The organism is Paraliobacillus salinarum, from assembly GCF_014083865.1.
GTDB classification, from domain to species: domain Bacteria; phylum Bacillota; class Bacilli; order Bacillales; family Amphibacillaceae; genus Paraliobacillus; species Paraliobacillus salinarum.
Map to the genome: position 1 here is coordinate 12,979 of NZ_JACEFA010000019.1, position 22,197 is coordinate 35,175.

Sequence of the window (22,197 nt, forward strand, 5' to 3'; positions counted from 1 at the left end):
AATAAACCAGGCGAAGAATCGCCTGGTTTATTTTTTTAATTCTCCTAATTCCTTTGAACGTTTCATTGCAGCACATATTGCAGCTTCAATTCCATCTTCTACCTTATGATCAATTAATGCTTCTATTCCACTTTGTGTCGTACCATTTGGACTTGTAATATTGTTTCGTAATTCAGTTGGCTCTAGATCGGTTTGCTGTAACATCTCTGCTGCACCAAGAATTGTTTGGTAAATGAGCGACTTAGCAACATCCGCTTCTAATCCATTTTTTGTAGCGGCTTTTTCCATTGCTTCCACGATATAATAGAAGTATGCTGGGCCACTCCCAGATACGGCAGTCACTACATGCATCTGTTCTTCCTCTACAATGGATACCTTCCCAACTGTCTCAAATAATTGTTTCGTTTGTTCGAGCTGATCTGAAGTAACAAACTCACCTGCAGTCATTGCCGTTGCACCATATCCTATTGTTGCTGACGTATTTGGCATCGTACGAATGACAGGATTATCTTGTTGCAATCGTTCTGTGAATAAGGCAATCAGTGTACCTGCCAGAATAGATATGATTAGCTGTGACGGTTGTAAATAAGGTTTAACTTCAATCAATGCTGACACAATATCTTTTGGTTTCATCGCAAAAATAACAGCATCTGCATTTGCAATTGCTTCTTCAGTAGACGGAGTGGTTTTCACCTGATGTTTCTTTGATAATGCTTGCAGCCTTGCTTGATTTGATTTATTAGTTACCGTAATTTGAGCTGGAGCCAACATTTTTGCTTTAATCATTCCTGCAATCAATGCTTCTGCCATAGATCCTGCTCCAACAAATGCGATTTTTTTGAACATTACTATCACTCCTGCATCGTTTTATCTAAGTATAATAAAATATTTATCCTTTGTCTTTATTTATAACAAATCCGTTTATTTCTAAATACAAAAAAACAGCAGCTATTTCCTAGCTACTGTTTGGTTTATTTATTAGATCGTTTTGTTTGTATAAAATGGCGGAGGAGGAGGGATTCGAACCCCCGCGGGCCGTGAAGCCCCTGTCGGTTTTCAAGACCGATCCCTTCAGCCGGGCTTGGGTACTCCTCCGAACTGACGACAAAATTAATATTATCAGTTCTTTTTATACATGTCAATAATTTTAGAGAAATTATTTTATAACTGTTTTTCCACCCATGTATGCTTGTAACACTTCAGGCACAATGACAGAGCCATCTTCTTGTTGAAAGTTCTCAATAATTGCTGCTACCGTTCTACCAATGGCTAACCCTGATCCGTTCAATGTATGCACATATTCTGGTTTTGCTTTTTCTTCACGACGGAAGCGAATTCCTGCTCGACGCGCTTGAAAATCTTCAAAGTTGGAACAAGAAGAAATTTCTCGGTACGTATCATTACTTGGCATCCAAACTTCTATATCGTATTTTTTAGCAGCTGTAAATCCTAAATCTGCTGTACACATGCTCATCACACGATATGGAAGCTTTAGTAACTGTAATACTTTTTCTGCATGACCGGTTAATTTTTCTAACGCATCATAAGAATCTTCTGGTTTAACAAATTGTACAAGCTCTACTTTATTAAATTGGTGCTGACGGATTAAACCACGTGTATCGCGCCCAGCTGAACCGGCTTCAGAACGGAAAGAGGCACTAAAGGCTACGAATTTTTGTGGTAATACATCACCAGTTAATATATCATCACGGTAATAGTTTGTTACTGGCACTTCAGCTGTTGGGACTAAGAAATACTCCCAATCTTCAATTTTAAATGCATCTTCTTCAAATTTTGGTAATTGACCTGTACCTGTCATACTAGTTCTATTTACCATATACGGTGGTAGCATTTCTTGATAACCATGCTCATCTGCATGAAGATCCATCATAAAGTTCATCAATGCACGCTCTAATCGGGCACCTAACCCTTTATAAAAAACAAAACGACTTCCTGTCACTTTACTTGCACGTTCAAAATCCAAAATATCTAATTCTGTTGCTAATTCCCAGTGAGGTTTTTGCTCATAAGACGGCTGACTTACTTCACCCCATGCGCGAACTTCTACATTATCATCTTCTGTTTCCCCTATTGGTGTTGATTCATGTGGTATATTTGGAATAGATAGTAGCAATGTTTCTAATTTTTGTTCTACTTCTTTTAACTTAGTATCTACTGTCTTGATGCGATCACCAACTTCACGCATCTCAATAATCATTACTTCTGCATCTTTTTTCTCTTTCTTTAATACAGAGATTTGTTTGGAAACTTCATTACGTTTTGCTTTTAGCTCTTCCGTTTCTGCTATTAATTGACGTCTTTGAATATCTAGCTCACCAAATGCATCTAGATCAGATAAGTCTTCTCCTCGGTACTTTAACTTTTCCTTTATTTCATCAAAATCATTACGCAAACGTTTCATATCTAACATTTCGTTATGCCTCCATTGTTTTATTCTCATGAAACAAACAAAAAAACTCTCATCCCTAAAAGTAAGGGACGAGAGTTTTTCCCGCGATACCACCCTGATTGAAGAAAATGCTTCCTTCCAGCTTCATTTTAAGATAACGGCTTATGAGTATAGCCGGGTATGATTTTCGACCACATACCTGCTCCAGGATGGATTCACAGTAATCTTTCACTGATTCACACCTACCACCAGCTCTCTGGAAGAAAGAAAAAACTGTTACTATTTCCTATCAATGCTTTATTTGTTTATTTCACGACTTATTTTGTACTATCATAACCAAATCTATTTCAAGATGCAAGCTGTTTTTTGGATTCTTCCACCATATGAATAAAATATTGCATAAATCTATGGTCGCCAGTTAACTCAGGGTGAAAAGCGCTACACAAATAGTTCTCTTCTCTTGCTGCAACAATTTTCCCCTGACTCCTTGCTAATATCTCTACATCGCCCCCAATTTCTGCAATGTAAGGTGCACGAATAAATACAGCCTCAAAGTCTTCTGCGACACCTGTAATACGCAAAGTTTCTTCAAACGAATCACGTTGTCTACCAAAACCATTTCGTTCGACTGTTATATTCATTAATCCTAAATGGGATTGCTCTTGTCCGGAAATTTCTTTTGCTAATAAAATTAATCCAGCACAAGTACCAAATATCGGTCTCCCTTGTTTACCAAACTGTTGTAATGGAGTGAAAAAATCATATTGATCAATCAAACGACGCATCGTTGTGCTCTCTCCACCTGGAAAAACAAGACCATCTACTTCTTCCAGCTGCTCTTTCTTTTTTATTACAATCGCTTCTGCACCAGATGACTCAATGGATTGAACATGTTCACGGATTGCGCCTTGTAATCCTAAGACCCCTATTTTTATCATGTTATCCCTTCCTTTTCTAACATCCAGTTTCAACAGCTTACCAACCGCGATCTTGCATACGTTGTTCTGGAGCTATAGTACTAATTTCTAGACCCTTCATCGCTGTACCAATTCCTTTAGAGACTTTTGCAATTAATTCATAGTCATTATAATGTGTTGTTGCTTCTACAATAGCTTTTGCAAATTTAGCTGGATCTTCTGATTTAAAAATACCTGACCCAACAAATACACCATCTGCACCTAATTGCATCATTAGCGCTGCATCAGCAGGCGTAGCAACACCACCAGCTGCGAAGTTTACTACTGGAAGCCGACCATTTTCTTTAATATCTATTAACACTTCATATGGAGCACCTAATTCTTTAGCAAAAGTCATGATTTCATCAGAAGACATTGTAACTAGTTGACGAACTTGAGCTTGAACTTCTCGCATATGTCTTACAGCTTCAACAATATTCCCTGTGCCTGGCTCACCTTTTGTACGTAACATAGAAGCACCTTCACCAATTCGACGTGCTGCTTCACCTAAATCACGGCATCCACAAACAAATGGTATAGTGTAATCTCTTTTGTTTAAATGATATATTTCATCGGCAGGGGTTAATACTTCACTTTCATCAATATAATCTACACCCATTGATTCTAATACACGTGCTTCAACAATATGACCAATACGTGCTTTCGCCATTACTGGAATCGATACGGCATTCATTACCTCTTCTACAATAGTCAAATCCGCCATTCTTGCCACACCACCGGCTGCACGTATATCGGATGGAACACGTTCTAATGCCATTACAGCTACCGCACCAGCTTCTTCTGCAATTTTTGCTTGTTCGGCATTAACAACGTCCATGATTACGCCACCTTTTTGCATCTCTGCCATCCCTCTTTTTACACGATCTGTTCCTACATTTGCCATGATTTTATCCCCCTATATAATTAAAAAATTCAATCATTGAAACGAAAAACTAATATGCAACATTGTATACCATTCTTGCTATTTTAATCAAGTTAATTTGCACCATTTTAATAGGAATTAAATTTTTTCAAGAAAAAAGGAACTGCTATTTAGCAATTCCTTTTAAAATCTAATTATATTAAGAGAACCAACCAGTTACTGTATCTTTTACGGTACTAAAAATATCACCAAAGAAATCACCAATTGCTCCAAGCGTTAACATGAACCAATTCGACTTCTCTACTGCACTTGTAGTAACGATATCAACAGATTGTACTTGTTTCCCTTCAGTAATAAAGCCATAGTCATTTTCACCATTGTAAGTTAACTCCATTGTACCTACGACTTGCCCTTTTTTAATTGGAGCAACTAAGTTACCATCTTCATCTAACAATTTTTCATTGATGTTATATTGCACATCATAAGCATCTTCTTCACCATTTTTTATGGATGTAACAAGTGCTTCATTTGTTTCTACTTCAACAGTATCTTCTTTTCCTTTAGCTACATTTAATGTTGATTGGTCTTTAATTTGATGACCTGCAGGATAAAGTTCCGTTTGTGAAAATTGATTATAGCCATAATCCATTAATTTCTTTGTCTGTTCAAAGCGTGCGCCAATGCTATCTGTTCGCATCACTACTGAGATTAATCGACGACCATCTCGCTCTGCTGTTCCAGTGAAGGTATATCCTGCTTCATCCGTATGTCCAGTTTTTAAACCATCAACACCCTCATAAAAGAATTGGGCGAAATTTGCGTTATCCCAAGGTAACATCCAATTCCAGTTTTGTGATGTATGTCCATCTAATTCGTCTGTTAATTGACTGGAAATATCCAAAGCCTCTGGATAGTCATTTACTAAGTGATAGGCTAATAATGCAGCTGCACGTGCAGAAAGTAAATTATTAGCATTCGGATCTGTTCCTTCTGGGTGGTTTTCACCTAGATCACTATTAGATAGTCCAGTAGAGTTTACAAATTCAAACTCACCTAAGCCCATCTCTTCGCCTTTTTTATTCATTAGTTTAACGAATTCACCTTCAGACCCTGCAACTAGTTCAGCTAAGACAATACTTGTTCCATTATCTGAATTGATTGCCATCGCTTCGTATAAATCACGAACAGTATACTGCTTGTCTTGACGTAAACCAATACCAGATGAACTAACATCACCAGAAATACGATAGGCATAATCACTAATCCCAGTTTCCGTATCCCAGCTAATTTGGCCTTTTTCAATTGCTTCCAAAACAAGGTACTCTGTCATCATTTTTGTCATACTTGCTGGTGGTAATTTCACATCAGCATTTTTTGCAAATAATATTTTTCCTGTTTCTCCATCAACTAGTATGGCTGATTCTGCACTTACATCTAGGCTATTTGCTTCAACTGCAATTGGTTTGAAACCTATAGAAGCGAAGAGTAGTGCGCCAATGAGTATAGTATACACGGATGTTGTTATTTTTCTATTCAACCTTTTATACCTCCACGATGATTGTTATTACACAAGGCATATTTTATCACATCCTATCAAAAAGTGGAACAAACTTTTGTAGGTGTTTTTTTCTAAAGTTTTTAGGCTAGACTAATCACATGAGTAAACAAGAAAAAAGTACAACCAGGTTTTAAAACGAGGTTGTACTCTCACTGTCTTATAAAGAGTAATTCGGTGATTCTTTTGTAATTTGAACATCATGTGGGTGCGATTCACGTAAACCTGCACCTGTCATGCGAATAAATTTAGCGTTTGTACGGAAATCTTCTAAATCCTTAGATCCACAATACCCCATTCCTGCACGCAATCCCCCAAGTAATTGGTGAACAGTATCAGCTAATGGTCCTTTATAGGCCACTCTTCCTTCAATTCCCTCAGGTACAAGTTTCTTAGCGTCATCCGTATCTTGGAAATAACGATCTTTTGAACCAGATTTCATTGATGCAACAGAACCCATCCCGCGGTATACTTTATAGCGGCGACCTTGGAAAATTTCCGTTTCACCTGGACTTTCTGTAACACCAGCAAAAAGGCTGCCTAACATAACCGTATGAGCCCCCGCAGCTAATGCTTTAGCAATATCTCCAGAGTATTTTATACCGCCATCCGCTATAATTGGTATATTATACTTATTAGCTTCGGTAGCACAATCATTGATTGCTGTAATTTGTGGTACACCGACTCCTGCAACAACACGTGTCGTGCAAATCGATCCTGGTCCAATACCAACTTTAATAATATTAGCTCCTGCTTCAATTAATTCACGTGTCGCTTCAGCAGTAGCAACATTACCTGCAATAATATCTAAATCAGGGTACTTCGCTCTTACTTTATTCACTTGTTCCAATACACCTTGAGAATGCCCGTGTGCGGTATCAATAACAAGTACATCAACACCAGCTTCAACTAATTTTTCAATTCTAGTCATTGCATCTCCGGTAACTCCAACCGCAGCTCCAGCTAGTAAACGACCATGCTTATCTTTGGCTGAATGAGGAAATTCAATCACTTTTTCAATATCCTTAATCGTGATTAAACCTTTCAATACCCCTTTGTCATCAATTAAAGGAAGCTTTTCAATACGATGTTTTTGCAAGATTTCGCTTGCTTCATCCAAAGTAGTTCCTACAGGAGCTGTTACTAAATTATCAGCTGTCATTACCTCGGAAATTTGAATAGAATAATCTTCAATAAAACGCAGATCACGATTCGTTAAAATACCTACTAAAACTTGATCTTCTTTATTATTCACAATTGGAACACCAGAAATTCTGAACTTACCCATTAAATGTTCCGCATCAAAGACTTGGTTATCTGGTTGCAAGAAAAATGGATTTGTTATTACACCACTTTCTGAACGTTTCACTCGATCAACATGCTCGGCTTGTTCTTCAATCGACATGTTTTTGTGAATGATACCAATCCCACCTTGACGCGCCATGGAAATAGCCATTTCTGCTTCTGTAACAGTATCCATCCCTGCACTAAGTAATGGTATATTCAATGTTATTCGATCAGATAATTTCGTTTGAATCGATACATCTCTTGGTAGAACCTCTGACTTTGCCGGAACTAATAATACATCGTCAAAAGTTAATCCCTCTTTAGCAAACTTATCTTGTCTCATCTTTCTATACTACCTCCTTGAATATTATTTTATTAAAGAAATGATTAATATGGGCGTTGCTGGTTATGCTACAAAAGATTAATCCAAAGCAAGCTCTTTTTTCTTATTGTTATTTACAATACGACATCGAAACATGTTTTTCAACCTTTTTTAAAACCAAACATTAATTCCCATTAACCATTGCACCATCATAGAGGAGAGATTCTATGAAACAATCTATGTCCACTTTATATCATTATCTGGAATCACAAGAAAATGCACACCAATTTTTGAACCATTGCTATGAACAAAAAGGCTTAACTAATCCGACACATTGGAGCTATCAAAACGGAGAACGGTTTTATTATATGATTAAGCACGGTTTAATTTATTATCAAACCGCTGATCAATCACCAATTACTATTCGACCTTTACTTTATTATTACGGGATGATGCATCTGATCAAAGCCTGTTTATTAACGATCATTCCTACCTATCCTGAAAGTACAGCTTTGTTAGCACACGGATTATCTACACGTAAGCAAAAAAAACAAAATTATCAGTTATTAGCAGATGAGGTAAAAATACAGCAAAAAGGTTTATTTCGTTATTTTTCAACACATTTATTTAAAGTTAAAACTTTTACAAAAGAAAAGTTTTATATTGAGCAGCTATTAAAAGCAATCCCTGAATTAAATAATCTATTCTTCTTACAACAAAAAAATCATCCTTTTGTTAAAGTCGGGAGGGTCAATGAATCTACACTAACATTTCCTAATATTGTGTTAGACAACTATCATGTAACACAAGATCGATTTATTAATAAGTTACAGGGTTTTATAAATATTACTGAAGTAAAACAAACAAAGACACAGTTTCAATGTAAATTAGATCAACCTGTTCCTGTTATCACTAATCAGCCATTGTATATTCATTCAGATAATCATCATGTATACTTCCCTCTAAACACTGATGTACCAATGCAACATCATGAAATTATGCATCATTATATGCTACTGTATCACCTAAGTATGATCGTTCGCTATGAATCAGAATGGTGGGGGGACTTTGTCCAAACACAACATTCAAGCGACTATTCTATTATCACACATTTCTTATCCATAACTTCTAAAAAAGTTCCGTACTTTTTCGAACACTTTCTTAAACAATATATGTGATAACGATCTAGCTAAAAATCATCTCTTTTTTTCAAACTGTTTCTTCAATGTAAAGTGATGAGTGTTCTTTTAATGCAATCATCTTCCCATCTTCCAATTCTATAATTGGACGGGTAGGAAAAGCTGGTTCTATATGAACAATCTCTCCTATCAAATCATTAGAGAGTCGTACTTTTGTTGCAACTGGAAAATTAGTACTTAATTCCATAAACTTTTTAAATATATGATAATCAAAATGTTGGTAGCTATCTCTTTGCATTTCTTCCAGTACTAAAAAAGGAGACTGTTGTGCACGATAACGACGTTCACAAGTCATTGCATGATAGGTATCACAAATAGCGATTATTTGTGCGAAAGAATGGATTTTATCTGCTTTTAATCCTAATGGGTAACCAGTGCCATTAGGTCTTTCATGATGCTGTAATATCGCTAATTTCGCTCCTTTGCTTAAAGCAGAAGACTTCTCGATATAGCGGTAAGAATAGATCGGATGTTTTTTAATTTCTTTAAATTCTCCATCCGTTAATAATCCCACCTTCGTGAAAATGCCGGGATTAACTTTTGCCATGCCACTCTCTGCCAGAAATGCTGCGATACCAACTTGGATCCATTCTTTTTCGACACCTAATTGTTTAGCTAATAAACCTGCTAATAAGCTCGTTGCTACACCATGGTGATAAAAATAATCCTCTTTGTTGGAATAACGATGCAATTGAAATATGGTGATGCCAAATTCCTCAACTTGTTCTAATAATGGCACAATTAATTCTCTTACTCTATTTATTTGTATCTGAGAACCACTTTGCCATTGCCAAAACATTTTCTTGTAAGATAGAACAGCATCCTGATATTGTTCTGTTAATGGTTTTGATTCGATTATTTTCTTTTTCTTTTTTTGTACTTCTTTTTCTTTAGGGTGAAATGGCATTCCATTTGCTAACTTTGGTGATACTTTAACTTCATTGATTAAAAAACTTCGAAGGACTTCAATATGTAGTTCATTTATAACTGTATTCTTTGTTATAATTGGTCGACTTGTCTTTCCACGCACATCTTCTAGAAGGACACACTGAGGAGTTAATTGTGATGGATGAACTTCCATGATCAACACCACCTTTTTTATGTTTAACAGTATATAAAATTTATATAATTTTATAAGAATGGAGTTGCCAATAGACAACTCCAAATGAAATGTGTAAATAACTAAAAATTATATAGACAGATGCTCAACCAAGATTTATTCTTCAGTTGGCTCTTGAGAAACTTCTTCACTTTCCTCAATTGTTTCTATTTCTTCTTCTATTTCTTCTTCTATTTCAATTCGTGCAACAGTTGCAACTTTTTGATCCTCTTGAAGGCGAATCAAGCGAACACCTTGTGTATTTCTTCCTGTTTGTGAAATACCATCAACAGGCATACGAATCAATACACCAGCTGCAGTTATAATCATAATATCTTCTTCACCATTTACCGCTTTAACTGCTACAACCTCACCAGTTTTTTCTGTAATATTACATGTGGCAACACCCTTACCACCACGATTAGTAATACGATAATCTACTGCTGGAGTTTGTTTTCCATAGCCATTTTCGGTAACATTTAATACGTGATAATCATCTTCAATGATTTCCATTGAGACTACTTCATCATTCTCACGTAACGAAATTCCTTTCACGCCAGCTGCAGTTCGACCCATCGAACGAATTTGATTTTCTTCAAAACGAATGAGAGAACCTTTTCTAGTTCCGATCATAATATGCTTGGACCCATCTGTTAATCGAACAGAAATCAATTCATCGTCTTCGCGTAAATTCAGGGCGATTAATCCGCCACGACGAATATTCGCAAATTGAGCTAACGATGTTCGTTTTGAAATACCTTGTTTTGTAGTAAAGAAAAGATACCAGTCAGACTCAAATTCATGAACGGTAATTACTGCATTTATCCATTCATCTTTATCAATTTCTAACAAATTAATAATTGGTATTCCTTTTGCTGTTCTACTAAACTCAGGAATTTCATATCCTTTTGCTCGATATACTTTTCCTTTATTACTAAAGAATAAAACGGTATCGTGTGTAGAAGTGGAAACTAAATGTTCTACAAAATCATCCTCATTCGTATCCATTCCTTGTACACCACGTCCTCCTCTTCGTTGTACACGATAAGTAGAGGAAGGTAGTCGTTTAATGTAACCTTTATGTGTTAAAGTAATAACAATATTTTCTTCTGGGATAAGATCTTCATCCTCGAAGAAGTCTGTACCGCCGACACTGATTTCTGTACGACGTGTATCATTAAATTTTTCTTTTATTTCTAGTAATTCCTCACGAATGATTTCAAGTACTTTTTCTTCATCTGCTAAAACAGCTTTTAATTCATTAATTAATTTTAGCAACTCTTGATATTCTTCTTCAATCTTTTCGCGTTCAAGACCAGTTAAACGTTGCAAACGCATATCTAAGATAGCTTGTGCTTGCTTTTCTGATAGATCATAGTTCTCCATTAAGCCGGTTCTTGCGATATCAGCTGTTTTTGATTGACGAATAAGTGCAATAATCGCATCAATATGATCTAACGCGATACGCAAGCCTTCTAAAATATGAGCGCGTGCTTCTGCTTTACGAAGTTCATATGCTGTACGACGTTTAATAATCTCTTTTTGATGCTCTAAATAATGCGACAACGCTTGTTTTAAATTTAATACTTTAGGCTGTCCATCGACTAAGGCAAGCATATTAATACCAAATGAGGTTTGTAACGCTGTTTGTTTATATAAATTATTTAATAATACATTGGCATTTGCATCTCGACGTAGTTCTATTACGATACGCATACCATTTCGATCTGATTCATCTCGTAAATCTGTAATGCCATCAATTTTCTTATCACGAGCAAGCTCAGCAATTTTCTCAACAAGTTTTGCTTTATTCACTTGATAAGGTAATTCTGAAACAATAATTGTAGCTTTGCCATTTGCCTTCTCTTCAATTTCTGCTTTCGCACGAATAGTAATTGAACCTTTTCCAGTTTCAAACGCTTTACGAATACCGCTTCGTCCTAATATCATTCCACCAGTAGGAAAGTCGGGACCGTAAATATACGATTCCATTAATTCATCAATTGTTAGATCTGGATTTTTACTAATTGCTAATACAGCATCAATGGTTTCTCCCAATTGATGAGGTGGGATATTCGTTGCCATCCCAACAGCAATACCTGATGCACCGTTAACTAATAAATTTGGAAAACGAGATGGTAACACTTTTGGCTCGCGTTCTGATCCATCATAGTTATCCATATAGTCAATCGTGTCTTTATTAATATCACGTAAAATTTCCATTGATATTTTTGACATTCTAGCTTCTGTATAACGCATAGCAGCAGCAGGATCTCCATCTACTGAACCAAAGTTACCGTGTCCATCAACTAGCATGTAACGATAACTGAAATCCTGTGCCATCCTTACCATTGCTTCGTAAACTGCGGAATCACCGTGTGGGTGATACTTACCAATTACGTCACCGACAATACGAGCAGATTTTTTGTATGCTTTATCTGCATGCATACCCAGATCATTCATCGCATAAAGAATTCTACGATGAACAGGCTTTAATCCATCTCTAACATCGGGTAAAGCCCTTGAAACAATAACACTCATTGCGTAGTCTAAAAAAGATGTACGCATTTCTTTACCAATATTAATTTCTTGCACCTGTGGACGTTGATTATCCACCATATGACTACCTCCTATCCTACTGAGGACAAACTTACTTTTACTTTATTTACATATTACTTTAAGACTTATACATCTAAATTCTTTACATAAACTGCATTATCTTGAATGAAATTACGACGTGGCTCAACTTTATCACCCATTAACATATCAAAAACCTGATCGGCTTCAATCGCATCATCTAGATTAACTTGTAATAATGTTCGATTATCTGGATCCATCGTCGTTTCCCATAACTGTGTTGCGTTCATCTCCCCAAGACCTTTATAACGTTGTAATCCTGGTTTTGGTTGTTTTGGTAATTCTCCAACAATACGTTCCATTTCCTTTTCATTATAAGCATAATAAGCAGCTTTACCTTGCTGCACCTTATAAAGTGGTGGTTGCGCAATATAAATATATCCATAATCAATTAATGGACGCATATAACGATAGAAGAATGTTAACAACAGTGTTCGAATGTGTGCACCATCAACATCGGCATCTGTCATAATAATAACTTTGTGATAACGGGCTTTTTCAATATCGAAATCTTCTCCAATACCCGTACCCAATGCTGTAATGATCATACGTATTTCATTATTTGATAGAATTTTATCTAAGCGAGCTTTTTCTACGTTAAGAATTTTTCCTCTTAATGGTAGAATAGCTTGGAAATGACGATCACGTCCCTGTTTTGCAGAACCACCAGCAGAGTCACCCTCTACAATGTACAGTTCACTTTTTGAAGCATCACGAGTAGAACAATCTGCAAGTTTACCGGGTAGATTAGAGATCTCTAGAGCACCCTTACGTCTTGTTAATTCTCGTGCTTTCTTTGCTGCCATTCTTGCACGAGAGGCCATTAAACCTTTTTCTACAACAATTCTAGCTGTATCTGGATTTTCAAACAGGAATTTAGAAAATAATTCACTAAAAGTTGAATCAGTAATTGTTCTTGCTTCACTATTTCCGAGTTTCGTCTTTGTTTGTCCTTCAAATTGAGGATCAGGATGTTTAATCGAAATAATCGCAGTTAACCCTTCACGAACATCATCACCTGTTAAGTTCGGATCATTCTCTTTAAATAAATTATTTTTACGAGCATAATCATTAATAACACGAGTTAATCCAGTTTTAAAACCAGATTCATGTGTACCGCCCTCATAGGTGTGAATATTATTGGCAAAAGAGTATATATTACTAGCAAAGCCATCATTATACTGTAAAGCAACCTCAACATTAATGCCAGACTCTTCTTTTTCGGAAAAAAATGGCTCATGCAGTACTTCACGAGAACGATTCAAATGTTCAACATAAGAGCGAATACCACCTTCATAATGAAAAGTGTCTTTTTTATCCTCTTCTCGTTTATCTTCAATAGATATTGTTAAGCCTTTATTTAAAAAGGCTAATTCACGTAAACGTTGAGATAAAACATCATAATTATAAGTAAGTGGTTCATCAAAGATCGTAGGATCTGGAGTAAAATGAACACGTGTACCAGTTACTTCTGTTTCACCAATAACTTGTAATTCTTCATCAGGAGCACCACGTTTAAAACTTAAGAAGTGGATTTGGCCATCACGATGCACATAGACCTCTAGTGATGTAGACAGAGCATTAACTACTGATGCACCTACACCGTGTAGACCACCGGAAACTTTATAACCGCCACCACCAAATTTACCTCCCGCATGAAGAACTGTCATAATTACTTCAACAGCTGGTCGGCCTGTTTTTTCATGTGTTCCAACTGGAATTCCTCGCCCGTTATCCATTACGGTAATACTATTATCTTCTTCAATAATTACTTGAATGTGATCACAATAACCGGCAAGTGCCTCATCTATACTATTATCGACAATCTCCCAAACTAAATGGTGTAATCCTTTTTCATTCGTAGACCCAATATACATACCTGGTCTTTTTCTAACTGCTTCTAAACCTTCTAACACTTGTATTTGATTTTCATCGTACGCTTGATGTGTTGATACATTTTCATCCATTGTCAATTCTTTCACCCACGCTTCTATTTGGAAAGCTATCTTTTTTTCTTTCCTTATTTTTCACTCATATATTAAAGTCTTGTAACATTTTATATAAATGTAACAGTCTACTAGGTCTCTTCAAACATATCATCGTTACTATAATCATCCAATTTACTAATGGTGGAAAGCATACTTGCTCGTTTTTTTAACGTCAAAACAGACAAGGGGCTATAGTATATATGATCATTTGTAATAATAATTGATTTTGTTTCTTCTTCATCAAGAGTTGTGACATTGTTGGCTTTCTGTTGATTATTTACCATTTCGTCATTAATTGTTGATGAAGAGATGTACTGGTAGTCAATCATAGCAATTACATTTTTTGATTCAATAATGTCATCTCCACCAATATGAATAAACATGTCGATCCCCCCTATTCTTTATGTATAACTAGTTGAGCATACATAAGGCATCACCTTACATAACAATCTCCCCATCTTTCACATGAAAAAGCTCAGCCTGATTAATCGTATCATGCTGAATATCACTGACACTCGTTGTAGAAACAAAAGTTTGTACTTTACCTTGAATTGTATGTAATAAATGTGATTGTCGATAGTGATCTAACTCGCTCAGTACATCATCCAATAACAAAATAGGATATTCGCCTACTTCACTTTTGATTAAATCAATTTCAGCTAGTTTCAATGATAATGCAGTTGTTCGCTGCTGACCTTGTGAACCAAAGGTCTGAACATCTTTGTCATTTACATAAAAAACTAAATCATCTCGATGAGGACCGATTAGTGTCGTTCCTCTATCTACTTCCTTTTCTAACATGCTGAAAAAACTAGTAGTATACTTAGCTTTTATTTTCTCCCTATCTTCGACTTCTGATACATCTACTGTAGATAAGTAGCTTATTTCTAGATTTTCTTTGTCCTGACTAATCCCTTTATGTATCGGTTTTGCCCATTTTCGTAAAAGATCCAAAAACAAGAATCGCTTTTCAACAATAAAACTAGCGTGTTCAATTAATTGTTCCGTTAACACTTCGAGCATCGTGCGATCATTTGTTTTTCTGCGCTGAAGATCTTTCAATAAATGATTTCGCTGTTTTAATATTTTTTGAAATTGGCCTAAATGATAAATATAAACGGGCTGAATTTGACCAATTTCCATATCAATGAATCTACGTCTAATCTGAGGACTTCCTTTAACTAGATTTAAATCTTCAGGGGCAAACATCACAACATTTAAAGCACCTATGTAATCACTAAGTCGACGCTGTTCTAAATGGTTTACTTTTGCCTTTTTACCTTTACTAGAGAATTGTATTTCAAGAGGGAAGCTCTGTTTTCGTTTATATACTTTCCCTTCTATTTTAGCATAGTTTTGATTCCATTGAATAAGTTCTTTGTCACGTGGCGTTCGATAAGATTTAGAAAAAGCTAGCACATAAATAGCTTCCATTAGATTGGTTTTCCCTTGCGCATTCTCACCAATAATAACGTTAACTTTATCATCAAATGTTACAGATAAATCCTGATAATTTCGATAATTAGTTAGTGATAAACCTTGTATATACATAATAATACCCTTTCTAAGTGCGTGCAGTAACTACATCGATTCTTCCACATGAATTTCAAATGACCCTACATCTGGAATGTCAACTCGGTCTCCCGGATATAACTTTCTACCTCTACGTTGATCCTGTTCATTATTTACAAACACATCATAATCAGCTAGAAACAGTTTTGCCATTCCACCAGATTCAATGATGTTAGCTAATTTGAGGAATTGTCCTAATGCTATATATTCCGTTGTTATCTCAATTTTTTCTACTTCCATTGTTACAGCCTCCTAGTTGAGAGAGTTAATAGCAAAGCTCCATACTAGTACTCGTTTTTTTTACACCGATCTTTTTAGTGCCTTCTTTCTATTTTACTAGATATTCTAAGATAAGCAAAGCTTTGTAGGAAATCTCTATCAAAAGCAAAAGGGATTGTTCTTAGACAACCCCTTTTCTGCTTATACACCATGATTTACATGCCATTTATAAGTATTGTTGTTTTTATAAAATTAATACGTGCGAACTGGCAGAATTAGTTGAAGAATATGCTCATTGTCCATCGGTCGAATAATAAATGGACGCATTGCACCTGTAAATTCAATTTTAACTTTCTCTTCTTCAATAATTTTTAATGCATCAATGACATATTTTGCACTAAAAGAAATCTTCAATTCTTCCCCATCAATGCTATCTGTTGATAAATCCTCTACTACTTCACCAACTTCAGGTGTATTACTAGTAATTTCTAGTTGATCATTTTCCTTTGTTTGGAGCTTAACTACATTATTACGATTCTCTTTAGCTAATAAAGAGGCACGATCAATCGCTTGTAATAATTCTTTCGTTTTCGCATAAATTACGGTTTTACTTTGGTCTGGTATAAGTCTTGATGTTTCTGGATAATTCCCGTCCAATAAACGAGATAAGAAATATAGATGCTTTGTTTGAAATAAAATTTGATTCTCAGTGACACTAATTGTAATTGTATCTTCATTGTCTTCAATAATTTTATTAAGTTCAGACAAACTTTTACCTGGTATAACAACATTTTTAAAATCAATCTGTTCTGTTTCTAAATCTACTGGCAGTTTTCTAGAAGCAAGTCTATGACTATCTGTTGCAACGAAATTTAAGAAACCTTCTTCTAATTTCATATTTACACCAGTAAGAATTGGTCTCGTTTCTACTGTAGATACAGCAAATACAGTTTGTTTAATTAAATCCTTTAATACTTCATTTTTTAATGTGAAACTATTGTCTGTATGAAGAACAGGCAATTGTGGATATTCTGTCGCATCTTGACCATTTAAATGAAATTCTGCACCACCAGATTTTATTGTTACTTGATAATTCTCATCAGCAACAATTTCTACCGCCTTAAGTGGCAGTTTTCTAATTATATCCGGGAAATATTTTGCTTGAACAACAATACTTCCTTCCGTTATCTCTTCTGCATTGATGATTCCATCTTCTTCTTTTGGAATAAATGATTCGATTGAAATGTCTGAATCGCTTCCTGTTAATTTAATTCCTTCTGCAGATGCTTCTATTTTTATCCCTGTTAAAATTGGGATGGTAACACGAGATGAGATTGCTTTCATTACGTGTTGGATACTGTCAATCAATTGATCTCGTTGAATAATAAATCGCATAAATGAAATCCTCCTAGTGGAAGTTATATATATTAATTATTATTAATAAAATTCGTAGTAATAGTAATAGGCCCTGTGATTATGTGGATAACTGAATAATTCTGTTATAAAGATAATAATAAGCGCTGTGGATAATATGTTGGTAAGTGTGTAACGATTATCCACGTTATTCACATGTGTATAACAGGCTTACTTACAAAACAATTTTAATTACATTGATTTTAAACGTTCCTTTATTTCTTCAATATCTTGATTTAGTAAATGATCTTCACTGATAAGTTTTGAGATTTTTTCATGTGCGTGAATTACGGTTGTATGATCACGTCCACCAAATTCTTCTCCGATTTTAGGTAGTGAGAAATCAGTTAGCTCTCTAGATAAATACATTGCAATTTGTCTAGGGAACGCAATTGATTTGGTTCGTTTTTTAGCTGCAAATTCTTCTAGTTTTATTTGATATTTTTCAGCTATGACTTCCTGGATCGTAGCTATGGTAATTACTCTAGGTCTTGAACTCGGGATAATATCCTTGAGTGCTTCAGCTGCTAAGGAAGCATCTATATCTTTGTTAATTAGTGAAGAATAAGCAACAACACGAATTAATGCCCCTTCTAATTCCCTAATATTAGTATCAATTTGATTCGCAATATAGAGCATTACTTCATTAGGAATATCTAATCCTTCCGCTTTTGCTTTTTTTCGTAAAATAGCAATACGAGTTTCTAAATCAGGCGGTGTAATATCGGTAATTAATCCCCATTCGAATCTTGAACGCAAACGGTCTTCCAAAGTTGGAATTTCTTTTGGCGGTCGATCACTAGAGATAATAATTTGTTTGCTCTCTTCATGTAGCGTGTTAAAAGTATGGAAAAACTCTTCTTGTGTTTGTTCTTTTCCAGCTAGAAACTGAATATCATCTATTAGTAGAACATCAATGCTACGATATTTATTTCTAAAATTCTCAGCTTTGTTATCACGAATAGAGTTAATAAATTCATTAGTAAATTTTTCAGAAGTTAAATAGACTACTTTAGCATCAGGATTATGATCTAATACATAATGTCCAATTGCGTGCATCAAGTGTGTTTTTCCTAAACCTACGCCACCATAGATAAATAAAGGATTATATGCTTTAGCTGGCGCTTCAGCAACAGCTAAAGATGCGGCATGGGCAAAACGATTTCCAGATCCGATAACAAAAGTGTTAAAAGTATATTTGTCGTTTAACATCGTTTTTGGTGATTGTGTGTTATCTCCTGATTTAACTTTAGGTATTTTCTTAGCTTCTTGTGTTTTTTCTTCTAGAAAATTTTCTGTTTCAGGTATAACAAACTTTGTTTTTAATTTTGCGCCAGTTACTTCAAATAATGCGTCAGATATTAAAGAAGTATATCTACTTTCTAGCCAATCACGAGCAAATTCGTTTGGGGCAGAGATAATCATAGTATCTTCTGTAATACTTTCTGCGCTTGTGTTCTTTAACCAAGTATCATAGCTAGGTTTACTAACCTTTTCTTTGATAGTAGCAAGTGTGCTAGTCCATAATTCCTCAATATTTTCCACTTAGAAGTCACTCCTTTCTGGGCATATTCTTTCGATTACATGAATAGTGTTAATTGAAGAAATAAAAAGCCTCTCGCAATCCTTTTATTTAAGGGATCGAAAGGCATATAAGATTTCTAACGTTGTGGATAAAAAACATCAGAGATAAGCAACTCTTAGGTGAGTTTTAATCATTATCCACTAACCTGTGTATAAATAAGTAAACAAGGATGTGAACAAATGTCCACATGTTATCCACAACCTGTGGACAGTGAGGTTCCCTTTTAATCTTTTTCACATGTTAAAACATAAATATAATACCAAATAAATACTAATATAGCAAGGGGATTTCGACGCTTATCCACATTAACTACACCTTGTAGACAAAAACTATCCACAGTACTATATTTTGTGCGTAATTTGTAGATAAATGTTGTGGATGAAATTAAAAGTAAAAAAATAATGCACAATAAGTGTGGACAAGTTTAAGAAGAGAAAATATATGGACATTTATATATTTGAAAAAAAATTAGTTAATCATTTTTACTGGCACATATTTGTTATTTAAATACTGGTTCTTGTTGACAGAAGGTAGCTATATTCCGTATAATGTGTTAGGCTATCTTTTTAAATGATATAGAAAGTCAATTCCTCAGGGAGGTGTTTTATAAATGAAACGCACATTTCAACCAAATAATCGTAAACGCAAAAAAGTACACGGTTTTCGTTCTCGTATGAGTACAGCAAACGGAAGAAACGTAATTGCTCGCCGTCGTAAAAAAGGAAGAAAAGTATTGTCTGCATAGGCCACTGAGATCATGTCAGTGGTCTTTTTTCCAATTAGGACAAGTTATATGTGGTTTTAACAGAGATAGATGCATTATTTTGGAATGGAATGATGCTCTAGTTTAAAGCCGATATAACTCATTCGTTCTGATTGGATTTTAGTGTATAATGGAGGTAACATTCCATGAAGAAAACATATCGAATTAAAAAAAATGAAGAATTCCAACATGTTTTTAAGAACGGGAAATCGTTTGCCAATAGACAGTTAGTTATTTATTTTTTACATAAACAAGAACAAACACATTTTAGAATTGGGTTGTCTGTTAGTAAGAAAATTGGTAATGCTGTTGTACGTAATCAAATAAAACGATATCTACGTCAAGCTTTTTTAGAATTAAAGCCACAGGTTAAACCTTCTTTGGACATTGTTATCATTGCACGTGCTCCAGTAAAAGATATGGATTACCATGATATAAAAAAAAGCTTAATACATGTACTCTCAAAAACTGAATCAATAAAACGCTCTTAAAATAGTAATAAATTATTAAAGTAATCTTTAACTTTTAACAATATAGTGTCAACTATTTACGTTATGTAAAAACTTTTGTATGATAAATATGTTTTTATTGAAAAATGGCTATAAATAAATTTAACATATCTGCAAGAAATGGTATGAAGGAGGAAGAGTATGCGTAAAAAGGTCTTATTGTTAGTGACCTTGATCGGATTATTAGTGTTTTTGTCTGGTTGCGGAGACATTAATTCTGATATTACAAGTGAAAGTGAAGGAATTTGGGATTCTTATTTTGTCTATCCCTTATCAGTAGTAATAAAAGAAGCAGCAAAGCTTTTTAGTGGTAGTTTTGGTCTAGCGATTGTAGTAGTTACGATTATTATCCGCTTAATTTTGTTACCACTAAATATTAAACAATTAAAGAGTTCAAAAGCAATGCAAGACATACAACCAGAACTTCAAAAAATTAAAGAAAAGTACAGTTCAAAAGATGCACAAACACAACAAAAACTACAAAAAGAAACAATGGATTTATTCCAAAAAAATGGTGTCAATCCAATGGCAGGTTGTTTACCGGTCATTGTACAAATGCCTATATTAATTGCTTTTTACCATGCAATTATGCGTACACCACACCTTGATGATGGTAGTTTCTTATGGTTCCAATTGAGTGAACCTGATCCATACTATATTTTACCTATCGTAGCTGCTGGTGCAACTTTCTTACAACAAAAATTAATGATGGCAGGAACAAATACATCACAAAATGCAGCTATGCCACAGATGACAATGATGTTATATATGATGCCAATTATGATTGGTGTGATGGCGTTATTCTTCCCATCTGCACTTGCATTATATTGGGTGGTTGGTAACGTATTTATGGTATTACAAACGTTGTTTATTCGTAAACCAATGATGAATAAGGGATCCACAGCGGGAGGAAATCAAAAGTGAGACAAGTAACTGCTTCTGGTCAAACAGTAGAAGATGCGGTCCAATCAGCATTAAAGCAGTTAAACACCACAGAGGACCAAGTTAATGTAGAAGTTATTGATGAAGGTAAAAAAGGTATATTAGGATTATTCGGATCAAAACGAGCCATTGTAAAAGTCTCTGTTGCTGAAAATCCAATACAATTAGCAGAAGATTATTTGTTAAATATACTTACTAATTTCACAGAGGAAAAAGTGAGTGTAGAGCGTACTGTTCAAGGAACCAGTGTTTATTTTGAATTGACAGGGAAGCATATGGCTATGGTTATTGGAAAGCGAGGCCAAACCTTAAATGCAATTCAATATTTGGTTCAAATTATGCTTAATCGTAAGTCGAATGAACGACATCAGGTTATTGTTGATGCTGAGGGTTATCGAGAGCGAAGAAAGCAAACATTAGTTCAACTTGCGCATCGTTTAGCTGATAAAGCAACAAGTATTAATAAACATGTATCATTGGAACCAATGCCTTCATTCGAACGAAAGATTATTCATAGCGCATTGCAGGATAATCAAAAGATTGAAACCTATTCAGACGGTACCGATCCACATAGACATGTTGTCATTAGACCGTCAAAAAGATAAATATAAGAAAAAAGAGTTATCTCAGTGTACTGCACCCCAAAAGTTAGAGTAAAAATCTAACTTTTGGGGTGTATTTTTATGGCTAAATATAGTGAACAATTTAAATTAATGCTAGTAAAAGAATATCAAGATGGAAAATTGGGTTATGATATATTAGCAAGGAAGCACGGTATGAAAAGCAGTTCACCATTAAAAAGATGGGTAAAGGTATTTGAGAAATTTGGAGTGGAGGGATTAATGAGGAAAAAACATA

At 35.0% G+C, this 22,197-nt stretch carries 20 protein-coding genes, 1 tRNA gene and 1 other annotated feature; of the genes, 6 read left to right on the forward strand and 15 right to left on the reverse strand.

Features of this window, described 5'->3' with window-relative positions; translation table 11 throughout:
- Positions 1–27 precede the first annotated feature (27 nt).
- From proC to guaB, 7 genes are all read right to left on the reverse strand, one after another.
- Entirely contained in the window at positions 28–846 is an 819-nt protein-coding gene (gene proC / locus HP569_RS13265) for a pyrroline-5-carboxylate reductase (protein WP_182201657.1), read from the reverse strand.
- A 156-nt stretch (positions 847–1,002) separates the two neighbouring features.
- Positions 1,003–1,095 (reverse strand) — tRNA-Ser (locus HP569_RS13270).
- A 61-nt stretch (positions 1,096–1,156) separates the two neighbouring features.
- A complete protein-coding gene (serS, locus tag HP569_RS13275; RefSeq protein ID WP_182201658.1) occupies positions 1,157–2,431 on the reverse strand; it encodes a serine--tRNA ligase in 1,275 nt (424 codons plus the stop codon).
- A gap of 61 nt (positions 2,432–2,492) precedes the next feature.
- Positions 2,493–2,712: a binding site (T-box leader), on the reverse strand.
- Positions 2,713–2,757: 45 nt separating this feature from the next.
- A complete protein-coding gene (gene pdxT / locus HP569_RS13280; RefSeq protein ID WP_182201659.1) occupies positions 2,758–3,348 on the reverse strand; it encodes a pyridoxal 5'-phosphate synthase glutaminase subunit PdxT in 591 nt (196 codons plus the stop codon).
- A 37-nt stretch (positions 3,349–3,385) separates the two neighbouring features.
- Positions 3,386–4,270 carry a pyridoxal 5'-phosphate synthase lyase subunit PdxS gene (gene pdxS, locus HP569_RS13285; protein WP_182201660.1) on the reverse strand — a complete coding sequence of 295 codons (885 nt, stop codon included), beginning with the start codon at positions 4,268–4,270 and terminating at the stop codon, positions 3,386–3,388.
- Between the two features lie 178 nt (positions 4,271–4,448).
- Positions 4,449–5,786 (reverse strand): D-alanyl-D-alanine carboxypeptidase family protein, encoded by a 1,338-nt coding sequence (locus tag HP569_RS13290; RefSeq protein WP_182201661.1) that lies wholly within the window; start codon positions 5,784–5,786, stop codon positions 4,449–4,451.
- Between the two features lie 178 nt (positions 5,787–5,964).
- Positions 5,965–7,434 carry an IMP dehydrogenase gene (guaB, locus tag HP569_RS13295; RefSeq protein ID WP_182201662.1) on the reverse strand — a complete coding sequence of 490 codons (1,470 nt, stop codon included), beginning with the start codon at positions 7,432–7,434 and terminating at the stop codon, positions 5,965–5,967.
- A gap of 206 nt (positions 7,435–7,640) precedes the next feature.
- Here guaB and HP569_RS13300 point away from each other — a divergent pair, with 206 nt between their 5' ends.
- Positions 7,641–8,591 (forward strand): YaaC family protein, encoded by a 951-nt coding sequence (locus HP569_RS13300; protein ID WP_182201663.1) that lies wholly within the window; start codon positions 7,641–7,643, stop codon positions 8,589–8,591.
- 31 nt (positions 8,592–8,622) lie between these two features.
- Here HP569_RS13300 and HP569_RS13305 read toward each other — a convergent pair whose 3' ends face one another.
- The 8 genes from HP569_RS13305 to dnaA form a co-directional block, all read right to left on the reverse strand.
- Positions 8,623–9,693: an HD-GYP domain-containing protein gene (locus HP569_RS13305; protein ID WP_182201664.1), complete on the reverse strand. Its 1,071-nt coding sequence runs from the start codon at positions 9,691–9,693 to the stop codon at positions 8,623–8,625.
- Positions 9,694–9,828: 135 nt separating this feature from the next.
- Entirely contained in the window at positions 9,829–12,330 is a 2,502-nt protein-coding gene (gene gyrA / locus HP569_RS13310; protein WP_182201665.1) for a DNA gyrase subunit A, read from the reverse strand.
- A 65-nt stretch (positions 12,331–12,395) separates the two neighbouring features.
- Positions 12,396–14,315: a DNA topoisomerase (ATP-hydrolyzing) subunit B gene (gene gyrB, locus HP569_RS13315; protein ID WP_182201675.1), complete on the reverse strand. Its 1,920-nt coding sequence runs from the start codon at positions 14,313–14,315 to the stop codon at positions 12,396–12,398.
- A gap of 110 nt (positions 14,316–14,425) precedes the next feature.
- The gene (remB, locus tag HP569_RS13320; RefSeq protein ID WP_182201666.1) at positions 14,426–14,719 is read right to left on the reverse strand and encodes an extracellular matrix regulator RemB; all 294 of its coding nucleotides are present in this window, start codon (positions 14,717–14,719) and stop codon (positions 14,426–14,428) included.
- Between the two features lie 55 nt (positions 14,720–14,774).
- Positions 14,775–15,887, reverse strand: coding sequence for a DNA replication/repair protein RecF (recF, locus tag HP569_RS13325; RefSeq protein WP_182201667.1), 1,113 nt, complete (start codon positions 15,885–15,887; stop codon positions 14,775–14,777).
- Between the two features lie 30 nt (positions 15,888–15,917).
- Positions 15,918–16,148 (reverse strand): S4 domain-containing protein YaaA, encoded by a 231-nt coding sequence (gene yaaA, locus HP569_RS13330; RefSeq protein WP_182201668.1) that lies wholly within the window; start codon positions 16,146–16,148, stop codon positions 15,918–15,920.
- Between the two features lie 231 nt (positions 16,149–16,379).
- The gene (gene dnaN / locus HP569_RS13335; RefSeq protein WP_182201669.1) at positions 16,380–17,522 is read right to left on the reverse strand and encodes a DNA polymerase III subunit beta; all 1,143 of its coding nucleotides are present in this window, start codon (positions 17,520–17,522) and stop codon (positions 16,380–16,382) included.
- Between the two features lie 210 nt (positions 17,523–17,732).
- The gene (gene dnaA, locus HP569_RS13340; RefSeq protein ID WP_182201670.1) at positions 17,733–19,085 is read right to left on the reverse strand and encodes a chromosomal replication initiator protein DnaA; all 1,353 of its coding nucleotides are present in this window, start codon (positions 19,083–19,085) and stop codon (positions 17,733–17,735) included.
- A gap of 650 nt (positions 19,086–19,735) precedes the next feature.
- Here dnaA and rpmH point away from each other — a divergent pair.
- The 5 genes from rpmH to HP569_RS14635 form a co-directional block, all read left to right on the forward strand.
- The gene (gene rpmH / locus HP569_RS13345) at positions 19,736–19,870 is read left to right on the forward strand and encodes a 50S ribosomal protein L34 (protein WP_182201671.1); all 135 of its coding nucleotides are present in this window, start codon (positions 19,736–19,738) and stop codon (positions 19,868–19,870) included.
- A gap of 164 nt (positions 19,871–20,034) precedes the next feature.
- Positions 20,035–20,379, forward strand: coding sequence for a ribonuclease P protein component (gene rnpA, locus HP569_RS13350; protein WP_182201672.1), 345 nt, complete (start codon positions 20,035–20,037; stop codon positions 20,377–20,379).
- Between the two features lie 159 nt (positions 20,380–20,538).
- Complete coding sequence (spoIIIJ, locus tag HP569_RS13355) at positions 20,539–21,321, forward strand: YidC family membrane integrase SpoIIIJ (RefSeq protein ID WP_182201673.1); 783 nt, start codon at positions 20,539–20,541, stop codon at positions 21,319–21,321.
- A complete protein-coding gene (jag, locus tag HP569_RS13360; protein ID WP_182201674.1) occupies positions 21,318–21,944 on the forward strand; it encodes an RNA-binding cell elongation regulator Jag/EloR in 627 nt (208 codons plus the stop codon). The genes spoIIIJ and jag overlap by 4 nt, the downstream gene beginning before the upstream one ends.
- A gap of 78 nt (positions 21,945–22,022) precedes the next feature.
- The coding region (locus HP569_RS14635; protein WP_182199881.1) for a transposase at positions 22,023–22,197 on the forward strand (175 nt) is incomplete at its 3' end.